9 protein-coding genes are annotated in these 11,344 nt (G+C 65.3%); 4 read left to right on the top strand and 5 right to left on the bottom strand.

Annotated features, from left to right (window positions below; genetic code table 11):
• Window positions 1–58: 58 nt before the first annotated feature.
• From AC06FE_RS06825 to AC06FE_RS06810, 4 genes are all read right to left on the bottom strand, one after another.
• The gene (locus AC06FE_RS06825; protein ID WP_263863699.1) at window positions 59–277 is read right to left on the bottom strand and encodes a pilus assembly protein; all 219 of its coding nucleotides are present in this window, start codon (window positions 275–277) and stop codon (window positions 59–61) included.
• A 242-nt stretch (window positions 278–519) separates the two neighbouring features.
• Complete coding sequence (locus AC06FE_RS06820; protein WP_478072602.1) at window positions 520–1,548, bottom strand: OmpA family protein; 1,029 nt, start codon at window positions 1,546–1,548, stop codon at window positions 520–522.
• 392 nt (window positions 1,549–1,940) lie between these two features.
• Window positions 1,941–2,747, bottom strand: coding sequence for an ABC transporter permease (locus AC06FE_RS06815; protein ID WP_313253548.1), 807 nt, complete (start codon window positions 2,745–2,747; stop codon window positions 1,941–1,943).
• Complete coding sequence (locus AC06FE_RS06810) at window positions 2,744–3,694, bottom strand: ABC transporter ATP-binding protein (protein ID WP_478072601.1); 951 nt, start codon at window positions 3,692–3,694, stop codon at window positions 2,744–2,746. Before AC06FE_RS06810 ends, AC06FE_RS06815 begins: the two co-directional genes overlap by 4 nt.
• Window positions 3,695–3,792: 98 nt before the next feature.
• Here AC06FE_RS06810 and AC06FE_RS06805 point away from each other — a divergent pair, with 98 nt between their 5' ends.
• The 4 genes from AC06FE_RS06805 (at window position 3,793) to AC06FE_RS06790 (ending at window position 8,284) form a co-directional block, all read left to right on the top strand.
• On the top strand, window positions 3,793–4,542 hold the full coding sequence (locus AC06FE_RS06805) for a ferredoxin--NADP reductase (protein ID WP_132863781.1): 750 nt from the start codon (window positions 3,793–3,795) through the stop codon (window positions 4,540–4,542).
• Window positions 4,543–5,195: 653 nt separating this feature from the next.
• Window positions 5,196–6,215, top strand: coding sequence for a fimbrial protein (locus tag AC06FE_RS06800; protein ID WP_478072600.1), 1,020 nt, complete (start codon window positions 5,196–5,198; stop codon window positions 6,213–6,215).
• Window positions 6,216–6,310: 95 nt separating this feature from the next.
• Complete coding sequence (locus AC06FE_RS06795) at window positions 6,311–6,613, top strand: monooxygenase (RefSeq protein ID WP_478072599.1); 303 nt, start codon at window positions 6,311–6,313, stop codon at window positions 6,611–6,613.
• Window positions 6,614–7,285: 672 nt separating this feature from the next.
• Window positions 7,286–8,284 carry a fimbrial protein gene (locus AC06FE_RS06790; RefSeq protein ID WP_478072598.1) on the top strand — a complete coding sequence of 333 codons (999 nt, stop codon included), beginning with the start codon at window positions 7,286–7,288 and terminating at the stop codon, window positions 8,282–8,284.
• 26 nt (window positions 8,285–8,310) lie between these two features.
• On the opposite strand, the gene AC06FE_RS06785 is transcribed toward AC06FE_RS06790, so the two are convergent.
• On the bottom strand, window positions 8,311–11,307 hold the full coding sequence (locus AC06FE_RS06785) for a hybrid sensor histidine kinase/response regulator (RefSeq protein WP_478072597.1): 2,997 nt from the start codon (window positions 11,305–11,307) through the stop codon (window positions 8,311–8,313).
• Window positions 11,308–11,344 lie beyond the last annotated feature (37 nt).

The following is an 11,344-nucleotide window of genomic DNA, read 5'->3' as shown; positions in this document are numbered from 1 at the left end:
AACGACGGAAAGCGTCACGCGCAGCGGGGGCTGCGCGTGACGTCAGGACAGGCTCGGCTTACTTGTTGGAGTAAGCGTCCATGCCCTTGTCTTTGTCGGCTTCCTCTTGTGCCTGGTTGGAGACGTTCTTGGCACGATTGATCGACTGCGTTGCGCTCTGGCCGGAGAGTTCCTTGGCCATACCGGCAACCTGGCTGCGCGCGGTTCCACCGAAGTAGGTGAAGGCGGCGATGGCGGCGATGGCCACCAGTGCGGTGATGATGATGTACTCGGTCATGCCCTGACCGCGCTGCTTTTTGAAACCAAACTTACGGGGCGTGTGACGCATGGCTTTCTCCTAGTTTTTTTTGGCAATGCAGTGCATTGGATGCACTGCTGCGCCGTCCTGTTACTTCGGAATTCAAGTCAATGACACCAGTCGCTGATGACGCCCCCTGAACTGATGCGGGCACGATCTAAACACGCCTCCATTGCATGTTCAAGACAAATGGCATTTATCTGCGTGACGATGAAGTTAATTCAGAGCTTCACCAACTCCACGCGACGGTTCTGTGCCTTGCCCTCTTCGGTGTTGTTGTCGGCAACCGGTTGTGAATCGCCAAAACCGCTGGATTCAAGCCTTTTTTGATCGATTCCCGCAGTGACGAGGAAGTCGCGAACGGAGGCTGCACGGCGTTGCGAGAGCGACAGATTGTGTGACGCATTTCCCGTGTTGTCGGTATGTCCATTGATCGAAAGTCGCAGCTCGGGATTGTCGTTGAGCAGTGCGGTCACCTGCTCCAGCTGCGGCTTCGACGCGGGAAGGATGGTGGCCTGGTCGGTTTCGAACTGCACCTGGATGGCCACTTTGCCGGCGTCGTCGATCGATCTCTTCAGCGCGTCGGCCGGCAGTGCCTTGGCGGTGATCTGCACCGGCTTGGTCTCGGCGATCAGCAGCCCGGCCTGGTTGCCGCTCTTGGCGACATGCAGCCAGATGTTGCGGTCCGGCTGGCGGATCACGTAGACATCGGCAGTTTCGTTGTAGATGTCGCCCAGGGCATCCACGCGTTCAACGGCAGCGGAAGACTTCTGGATGTCATCCAGGGCGGCGGCGGGGATCTTGCCGTTGAACACCTGGCGTCCACCCAGGCTCTCGACCAGTGCCTGCAGGTTGCGGGTCAGCTCAAGCTGCGAGAACGGGTGCCCGTCCTTGGCCTGGAGGCGTGCGCCGTAGACCTGGCCCTCGACCCACTCCAGGCGGTCACCGGTCCAGAACGGTACACGCTCGAACGGGTTGGTCTCCGGGCGCTGCACCTGATAGCCCTCCGGCAGGCCGATGTAAGGGAATTCACCCAGCGTGGCCGTGGAGACGGGCAGCTTCTCGATGTCGAAAGCGTTGCTCGTGGTCGTTGCCTCGGCAGCCGGTGCTGGCGGGTTGGTCTCTGCTGCATCGGTGGCGGGCGCGGCAGGCTCGGCCGGTGCGGGCGTGCGGTTGCACGCGCTTCCCAGCAACAGGGCGAGGGTCGACAGGGCCAGGGCAGTGCGCTTGGTGACGGGTTGTACGTTCATGGAATGCTCCGACAAGGAAATCGCCCCGGATGGCGAGATGGGCCAACCGGGGATGGGACGAGGAAAGCAAGCGTGCGCGATGGATGCATCAACGCTGTGTCAGCAGCGGAGCATGCGACGGGGATCCGGCCGATGAGGGAGCGCGGTAGCGTCGGCTGCGGGCGCGCGACGAAACGGGGCAGGCAGGATGACGGCCGATGAACGGGCCGAGGTGGAACGGCATTGTGCTGCGGTCATTCAGTGCCCTGTCGACGTGTGGTCCAAGAGCCCCCTGTGCGCGCAGCATAGCAATAGCGTCACGCCATCAAAAGATGGCGTGGTGCACGGATATGAAAAAGGGCGGGACCTCGCGGTCCCGCCCTTGTCATGCCGGTCGATCCTGGTTCAGCGGCTCAGCTACGCAGGCCAACACCGCGCTTGAGCAGCCACAGTGCCAAGGCGGTGAGTGCGGCCACGAAGCCCAGCATCAGCGTGTAGGAGACCCACAGCGGCACGTCGCTGCTGCCCAGCAGGCCGAAGCGGAACGCGTTGACCATGTAGAAGATCGGGTTGGCGTGGGTCAGGGCCTGCGCCCAGCCCGGCAGCAGCGTGACCGAATAGAACACGCCGCCCAGGTAGGTCAGCGGGGTCAGGATGAAGGTCGGCACGATCGCCACGTCATCGAACTTCTTGGCGTAGACGGCGTTGATGAAGCCGGCCAGCGAGAAGATGGTCGCGCCCAGCAGCACCGTGCTCAGCGTCACCAGCGGGTGTGGGATGCGCACCGGGGTGAAGAACATCGCGATGATCAGCACGATCACGCCGACCATCAACCCGCGCACCACCGCACCGGCCACGTAGCCGCCCAGGATCACCCAGTTCGGCATCGGGCTGACCAGCAGCTCCTCGATGTGGCGGCCGAACTTGGCGCCGAAGAACGAGGAGCTGATGTTGCCGTAGCTGTTCTGGATCACGCTCATCATCACCAGGCCCGGCACGATGAACTGCATGTAGCTGTAGCCGCCCATCTCGCCGATGCGCGAGCCGATCAGGCCGCCGAAGATCAGGAAGTACAGGGTCATGGTGATCGCCGGCGGCACCAGAGTCTGGCCCCAGATGCGCAGGATGCGGTTGATCTCGCGGCGGACGATGGTGCCAAGCGCCACCCAGTTGCGCGAACCGGTGGCGGTCTCGGAAGAGGACGTGACGGAGGTGTTCATGCGTTGTTCTCCAGGTTGCCGGTCAGGCGCACGAACAGCTCTTCCAGGCGGTTGCTCTTGGTGCGCATCGAGCGCACGCGGATGCCGGCGGCGTTGAAGGTGTCGAACACGCGGTTGAGGTCCATCGCCCGCGGCATGTCCAGGTCCAGCGTGTGCGTGTCGGTGGCCAGCAGCGTGGCGCCTTCGATGTGCGGCAGCTGCGCCGGCAGTTCACCGTCGATGTCGAAGATGAAGCCTTCCACGTCCAGCTTGGCCAGCAGGCCGCGCATCGGGCCCTGCTCGACGATGCGGCCGTGGTTGATGATGGCCAGGTTGCGGCACAGCTGCTCGGCTTCCTCCAGGTAGTGCGTGGTGAGGATGATGGTGGTGCCGGCGGCGTTGATCTCCTGCAGCGTCTTCCACATGTCGCGGCGGATCTCGATGTCCACGCCGGCGGTGGGCTCGTCCAGGATCAGCAGGCGCGGGCGGGTCATCATCGCGCGGGCGATCATCAGCCGCCGCTTCATGCCGCCGGACAGCGTGCGGCTCATCATCTGCGCCTTGTTCCACAGATGCGCGCGCTTGAGCTCCTGCTCGGCACGGGCTTCGGCCTCGGCACGCGGGATGCCGTAGAAGCCGGCGTAGTTGACCAGGATGTCGAAGGGCTTCTCGAACAGGTTGAAGTTGATTTCCTGCGGCACCAGGCCGATCAGGCGCATGGTCGCGCTGCGCTGGCTGACCAAGTCGGTGCCGAACACTTCCACCGTGCCTTCGCTGAGGTTCACCAGCGAGGAGATGATGCCGATCATGGTCGACTTGCCGGCCCCGTTGGGGCCGAGCAGGGCAAAGAAGTCGCCGGGGGCAACTTCCAGCGACACGCCCTTCAGGGCCTGCACGCCGTTGTCGTAGGTCTTGCGCAGATCAGTGATGCGCAGCGCGGGGGCTGCGGGGGAGATTCGGGAGTCCAAGCTCGGGCCTTCGCGCCGGGTCTGCGGCGCCGCGTGAATGCAAAGCGGTATTATAGAAGGCCCCGCGGCTTTGCCCGGTCAAACACAGCTTTCCCTTCGTGCCTGCCCAATTCCCCCTCAAGCTGGTCGGACGCCGCATGCTGGCGCCCACCGTTGGCCACTACCAGTTCGTCCGTGACGATGGGCAACCGCTGGATTTCCAGCCCGGCCAGTTCATTCAGGTTCACTTCGAGTACGCCGACGGCACCGCGACCAAGCGCAGCTACTCGCTGGCCACCATCCACGACCACGCGCTGGGCCCGGGCGAGGCGGTGGAAATCGCGGTCAGCTTCGTGCCCGGCGGCGCCGCCACGGCCCTGTTCGAGGGGCTGGAGCTGGGCGGCCACCTGACCGGCAGCGGCCCGTTCGGGCGCTTCTGCCTGAACCCCGGCGACCACAACGGCCGCTACCTGCTGATCGCCACCGGTACCGGCGTCACCCCGTACCGTTCGATGCTGCCGCTGCTGCGCCGGGCCATCGCCGAGCGCGGCGTGGAAGTGGTGCTGCTGCAGGGCGCCCGCACCCCGCAGGAACTGCTCTACAGCGAGGACTTCCGTGCCTTCGCCGAGGCCACCCCGGGGTTCCGCTACATGCCCTGCCTGTCGCGCGAGCTGCCGGCCGACCCGCACCCGGACGTGCGCAAGGGCTACGTGCAGCAGCAGCTGGCCGAGATCGGCCCGGACCCGACGCGCGACATCACCTACCTGTGCGGCAACCCGGACATGGTCGATGCCTGCGCCGAGCTGCTGAAGGCCGCCGGCCTGCCACCGCCGCAGATCCGTCGCGAGAAGTACGTCAGCAGCAAGTAAGGCTGGTCTGAATCGAGCGCTGCGCGTCGGCAGCGCGCCGGATGCGACGGCAGGGTGCGGGGACGAGGTGCCATCACCGCAAGTCCGCTTTGGCACATCTCATCCTTGGGACAATGCTGCCCGTGAACGGGACAATCGCGCGCCAGGCGTGAATGAACTCCACGATGGCCGTGGACCGCACAGGGACACGATGCCGTGGCATTCCCGCTCGGTCCCATCGAAGGGAATGACTTCTCGCACGGATCCGGATGCGCATCCTTGGCCCCGCCAGGCCAGCGCCACGATGCACCCTGCGTGTGAAATGAATGGATCCCCCTGGCGAGACATCGCGCTTGCCGGCGGGCGACACGTGCTGCGTCAGTCGTACGTGTGGACGTAGCACCATGCATGCGGGCCGGTACCGGTATCGCGATCACTGCAGGAGTGTCTGAGATAGGACTTTTCCTAAGGGCGCGCACCCCATATTGGGACCGGGCTGATCGAAGTATCGCCGTGCGATTGAAACAATTGCACGGCAACGAAATCTCCTGCGAACCCGTTGTTCGGCGGTGGCTTCCTGCAGCGCGCATGGCTTTGGGCCAGTGCGATGAAACCTGGGCGCTCTCATTGCGATACGCCCGCTTCCTCATCACTGGAACCTATGGAGTAGTCCAATGAAAGCCTGCAAATTCCCGTCCGCGTGGCTGCTCGTGATAGCCGCCATGGTGATGCCGGCAACGGCCAAGGCAACGCTCTACTGCACGTCGTCCAACGACAGCACGAACAATGTTGGATCGCCTCAGTTCGTCGCGCAGGCGTCGGGGACGACCGTGAAGATCAATCCGAATGCACCGGACGGAGCGGTCCTGGCAGAGTTGGAACCCGCGATGTACTTGAATTGGAGGGCGACGGTCAAATGCTCCGGTACCGCGTCGCCCACCGTCACGTTGATCACCGGCCTGACCCATCTGGGTGACAATGTCTATGACACAGGCGTCCCGGGGATCGGCATACGCTTTGCGCACCCCATCGGACGGTGGTTTCCCTATGAGGGCACCTTGAATCCCGGGACGTACGTGCCGTTTCCCGGCAAGGCAACTCTCCAGCTGGTCAAGATCGGCGCCATACCGGCGCCTGGGACCCTGCCGACCATCTATGCCCGCACCGAAATTGCCGAAGCGGGCGTGGGCACCAACTATCTCAATGTCTTCACGCGCTTCACCATTTACGGTCCAAAGCTGGAAATCAGCATCCCTACCTGCCACGTGACCACACCGCTGGTGAGCGTGTCGATGGCGCCGGTGTACAGCAGCCAGTTCACCGAGATGGGTTCGGTATCGGCAGCGAGCGATCTCGCCATTGGCGTGAAGTGCACTGGGGGCGCAGCTGGGTCGAAGGTCGCCGTGCATGCCGTGCTCACTGACCAGAGCGATCCGGAGAATCGAGATGATGCGTTGAAACTCAGTGCCGACTCGACGGCGAGGGGGCTGGGGGTACAGGTACTCTTCAAGGGCAACGTGATCCGTTTCGGCCCTGACTCCAAGCATTCCGATGCCGAGAATCGCTGGTTGGCAGGATCGACCGGCGTCGGTGAGTACAGCATCCCGCTGTCGGCCCGCTATGTTCGGACCGGGTCAGTCGTCTCGGCGGGTACCGCCAACGCGCGCGCCACGTTCACCCTGAGCTACGAATAGTCGGCTCGGACATGGATGTCGGTGTGAGAGGACCGATCGCCGGAAGGCTTGGCGATCTCCTCTCTTCCCTTGAAGCGAAACCCAAAGGAATTCCCGTGAAGTATCTGCTCCAGGTTGACTTCGCCTATGCCGGCCCCTGGGGCGTGGAGATGACGCACGCCATGCAGGACCTGGCGGCATCGATCGCCACGGAGAAGGGGCTGATCTGGAAGATCTGGACCGAGGATGCGGCAAGCGGCCGTGCCGGTGGCGTCTATCTGTTCCAAAGCCGGGAAGAGGCGCAGGCCTACCTCGACATGCACGCCGCACGCCTGGCGACGTTCGGCATCCCTGACGTGCGGGGCATGATCTTCGTCGTCAACGAGCCGCTGTCGGCCATCGACCGGGCACCGCTGTAGGTCTTTGCAGGGCAGGGCGCCGGTTGCGATGATGCCGCGCGATCCCGGGCGCATGAGGTCCGGGCCCGTGCGCCCCTGTTGTGGTCCATCGGGACACGGCGGTTTCAGTGGACATACTGTCCTTCACCGGTGACTGCTGCTGTCCGAGCAGGGCAGCCCGAGGCTTCGATGCGCTCGCCTGCTACGGTGGCCGCCGCTACGGGCGTGCCTTGCCTCCTGCTTGAATGCCGGGGCGCTTTGGCTTCGGTCGGGACGCGCTGTCTCCAGCGTCGGACCTTGCTTCGTCGATGAAGCGCATGGCGGTTGACGTCCCCTCCGTCGGCAGCGCCAACGTTCTCATCCGCACGGCCTTCATCGAGGCAGTCAGGGCAGGGGAATCATTTTCGACACAGCGTCGAGCGGATACGGCCACGTTCCGCTGGTCAGGAAGGAATGTAAGCGAAGAGAGAAAGTACGGATGGCAGTTAGGCGCCGTCACGAGGTTTGCCCTGGAAATGCGATGTTCGAATTCGGAAATCGCTGATCGTTTCCGATGGCCATGGTTGAAAGAATGGCGGCCCTCGCAAGGCTTGGCCGCCGCGTAGGCCACCGCCGATGCGGGTGACGGGTCCTTGCCATGAGGCCGCGGAAGCGGACCGGCTCCTTTCATTCCATTTCGATCCAGGCACACCCATGTCGATGAAAAGCAATGCATGCGCGAACGCGTGGCGGCCCGTTCTGTTCGTACTGCTGGGTACCGGTGGTACTGCCATGGCTGAGGTCTGTACGACCAGCACTGGGGAGGCGAGTACCTTCGTGATGACACTTCCTTCGAAGATCAGCATCAACCCGGATGTGGCTGATGGCGCTGTGCTGGCGGACATCAACGGGCCCCTGGTCTTGCAGAGGTCAACGGAGATCCAATGTCCGACGCTCGTCGGGCCGGTTCCAAACAAATACATGCTGACCAGCGGTGCCTACGTAGGCAACGACACCTACGAGAGCGGCATCCCCGGAGTAGGCGTCCGCTTCTTCGCCAATGGCCATGCCTTTCCGTTGGAAACCCCATTTGCATTTCCCTACAAGGACACGGTCAGCTGGCCAGGGCGCCTGTTGCTGGTCAAGACCGGTTCCATCAGCCAGTCGGGTTCGCTGGCAGGCCTGAAAGGAGGGGCCTATCTGACCGATAACGGCAACTATGAGTGGCGTGTCTTCAGCTTCAAAGGCGGGACGGATGTAGACGCGGGACGGCCGACCTGCACGGTCGCCACGCCGCTGGTGCCCGTGCCGATGGGCTCGGCCCGGCTGAAAGAGTTCAACGGCATCGGCACCACGGTGGGCGAGCAGGGCTTCAGCATCGCGGTCGACTGCGGCGGCGGCCGCCCGCAGATTTCCACGGCGGTGTACGGGGTGCTGATGGACCAGAACGATCCGGCGAACCGCTCCACCCAGCTATCCCTCACCCCTGGCTCGACCGCAGTGGGCGTGGGGCTGCAGGTGCTCCACGGCGGCAAGTTGCTGTCCTATGGCGGCAACGCCGGCGAGCCGGCCGCCGATGCACGCTGGTTTGCCGGACGCACCCACAACGGCCGCTTCGAGATCCCGTTGATGGCCCGGTACGTGCAGACACGGACAGAAATCACACCGGGGAGCGCGAATGCCAAAGCCACCTTCGTGCTGAGCTACGAGTGATGCCCCCGGCACCGCCAGCTGCCGGCTCAGGCCCCTGGCTTGCGCTGCTGCAAGGCCCGGCGGCCCTGCTCACGCAGGTAGACCAGCTCGGCGCGCACTGCGCCCAGGTCACGCTGCTGCAGCAACGCTTCCATCCGGGCGCAGCGCGCCACCAGCTCGGTTTCATGGACCAGCGCGAAGCCGCCGCGCACCGAATGCAGCTGCTGGCCGATGGCGTGGATGGGGTCATCGCCGGGCACGGTCGCGTTCGTCGCATTGGCTTGGCCTGCGTGATCCAGCAGCTGATCCAGTGTCGCCAGTGACTGCTCGAACGCACTGTCCAGGGCCGCGTGCACGGCGGCGGGCAGCGGGCCCGTGGCGAGGTCGGAGGCCGCGGCATTTGCGGCGGACGCCGGTGCCGCTGGGTGGTCCTGCGCAAGGATGCGGCCGATGCTGTCCAGCAGGATCGGCTTGACCAGCACCTCGCTGATGCCGGCCTCCGCGCAGCGTTGCCGGTCATGTGCGGAGGCATGCGCGGTAATGGCGATGATCGGCTGCACGAAGCCACGCGCGCGCAGGGCGTGGGCGAGCATGCAGCCGTCCATCCCGGGCATGTTGAGGTCGGTGAACACCACGTCGTAGGCCTGCCGTTCCTGCAGGGCCAAGGCGTCGACCGCGCTGGCGACGATGTCGGCCTGCTGGCCGAGTGCGTCGAGCTGCATCCGCATCAGCTCGCGGTTGGCGGGATGGTCGTCGACCACCAGCACCCGTCGCTGGCTATGCGGCGGTTCAACAGCCAGCGTCGGTCCCGGAGTGGGAGCCGCCTGCAGCGGTTCCAGCGGCAGCGTGACCAGGAAGGTACTGCCCTGGCCGAGGACGCTGTGTACCTGGATGCCGCCCTGCATCAGCTGGACCAGCGCCCGGCACAAGGCCAGGCCCAGGCCGCTGCCACCGAAGCGGCGGGCGATGGAGCTGTCCGCCTGCGAGAAGCGCTGGAACAGCCCGGCCTGCTGCTCGGTGCTCATGCCGATGCCGGTATCGCTGACACCGATGACCAAGGGTGAATCCGGCCGGTCCTCGTCCTGCAGGTACAGCTCCAGCAGCACATCGCCTTCATGGGTGAACTTGAGCGCGTTGCCCAGCAGGTTGTAGAGGACCTGGCGGATGCGGGTGGGGTCGCCGCGGTACGCCGGGGCCAGTCCATTGTCCAGGCTGGTGTCCAGCACCAGGCCCTTGGCCTGTGCCATGGGCGTGAAGAACGCCGCCGTTTCGACGGCAAGGGCCCTGAGGTCGAAGGCGATGGATTCCAGCTGCATCTGCCCGGATTCCACCCGCGAGAAATCCAGGATGTCGTTGATGATGCCCAGCAGCGCGGACGAGGACGAGGTGACGGTGCGTACCTGCTGCAGCTGGCTGCCGGACAACGGCGAGCGTTCCAGCAGCTCGAGGTTGCCGAGGATGGCGTTGAGCGGTGTGCGGATCTCGTGGCTCATCGTGGCCAGGAACGCCGACTTGGCCTGGTTGGCCGCGTCGGCGGCGCGGCGCGCCTGTTCCAGTTCCTGCTGGACCTTCTTACGCAGCGTGATGTCCTTGAAGTTGCACAGCAGCGCCTGCCGTCCCTGGTAGCGGGTGGGCACGGCCACCACCAGCAGGTCGCGGTGCGACCCATCGGCCATGGCCAGGGTGAACTCGGCTTCGCGGGCAGGTGACGTCGCACCGACCGGGCCGAACCACCGCAGCAGTTGCTGGTGCAGCGGGGCATCGCCGGCGCGTGCCTGCCCGGCATAGGAATCCATCACCGCGTTCTGCAGCAGCACCTGGCCGGTGTCCGGCGCCAGCAGCGACAGGCCGAATGGAGCAGTCGTCACCATCGTGCGGTTGAGGTCCTCGCTCTCGATGATGCGCAGCGAGCGGGCGTAGCCGGGCTTGAAGACCTTGCGGTCGATCAACAGCAGCACCGTCCAGACGAAGCCGATCACCAGCAGCATCGCACCGGCGTAGGCCGCCAGCCGTGGCCACAGATCGGCCAGGACGGTGCGCCAGGTGAACACATGGACCAGCTTCCAGCCGCTGACCGAGAGCACGTCGCTGGCGATGAACTGGCCGTCCTGGTAGCTGAACGCCTCGTCCGCCGGCGGCTGCGCCAGCGCGGTGCGCAGCAGTGCTGGCGGCAACGTGCCCGGGTTGGGGCCCATCAGCATGCGGCCGTCGTGGTCGGCGATCAGCAGCGCCTCGTGCGGGCGTGCGGTCGCCAGCCGCGAAGCGAACGACGCGGAAGGGTACGCGGCGACGAACACCGCGAACAGCTTCCCGTCCTGTGCCGCGCCCTGCACCAGGCGCACCGAGGGCTGTCCGCTCAGCGGATCGGTGGACGGCGGCAGCCACAACGGCAGGGCAGGGTCGAGCAGGCGCGCGACCACGTGCGGGTCCTGCAGGTTGCCCAGGTCTGGCGCCACCTGGCCGATCAGCTCGGCGGCACCGGCAGTGTTCAAACGCGTGGCGGTGTCGCCCGGTTGCAGCGGGCCCAGCCCGATGAAGCTGCCGTCGGGGTTGTAGAAGTAGCCCGAGGCCAGCAGCGCATGCGAATAGGCGCCGGCCTGGTAGCTCACTTCGTCGGCCAGGCGCAGGTAAGGCGCATGCGCCTGCAGCGGGTGCGCCGCGTCGATGTCGCCACGCACCAGCACCGCCGGGAAGCTGCGGTTGCGCTGCAGCACCATCCGCCCGTGGTGGGCGCTGAAGGCGGCCAGCAGCGCGGGGTCCGGGGCCTGCCGGTTGGCCCAGGCGTACTCCTCCTGCCGGACATTGATGCGCATGGCGCCTTCGTGCACGGCGAACAGCGAACGCAATGCGGTGCGGCGCATGACGAACTCGGCCTGGCGTTCGCCGACGTAGTCGTTGACCTGCGCGTACAGCATCACCGCGGTGACGGTGGCCAGCACCAGCGAGGTCACCAGCCCGCCCACGAACAGCAGCAGCCGCTGGTGGCGGCTGAGCAGGCTCAGGGCATCGCGGCCCCGGCCCACGCGTTCCGGCGGTGTTGTCATCCCGTGCCCCTTGGCTGAACGGCGCTCCATCATAGGG

Source organism: Stenotrophomonas sp. Steno-C18, assembly GCF_056393195.1.
The sequence above is the reverse complement of the archived record's forward strand: the minus strand, read 5'-3'. Positions and strand labels throughout refer to the sequence as shown.

Bases quoted from the DNA above. Each gene is read 5' to 3' on its own strand.
- AC06FE_RS06820 (WP_478072602.1), bottom strand. From the start codon at position 1,548: ATGAACGTACAACCCGTCACCAAGCGCACTGCCCTGGCCCTGTCGACC.
- AC06FE_RS06790 (WP_478072598.1), top strand. From the start codon at position 7,286: ATGTCGATGAAAAGCAATGCATGCGCGAACGCGTGGCGGCCCGTTCTG.
- AC06FE_RS06825 (WP_263863699.1), bottom strand. From the start codon at position 277: ATGACCGAGTACATCATCATCACCGCACTGGTGGCCATCGCCGCCATC.
- AC06FE_RS06785 (WP_478072597.1), bottom strand. From the start codon at position 11,307: ATGACAACACCGCCGGAACGCGTGGGCCGGGGCCGCGATGCCCTGAGC.
- AC06FE_RS06800 (WP_478072600.1), top strand. From the start codon at position 5,196: ATGAAAGCCTGCAAATTCCCGTCCGCGTGGCTGCTCGTGATAGCCGCC.
- AC06FE_RS06815 (WP_313253548.1), bottom strand. From the start codon at position 2,747: ATGAACACCTCCGTCACGTCCTCTTCCGAGACCGCCACCGGTTCGCGC.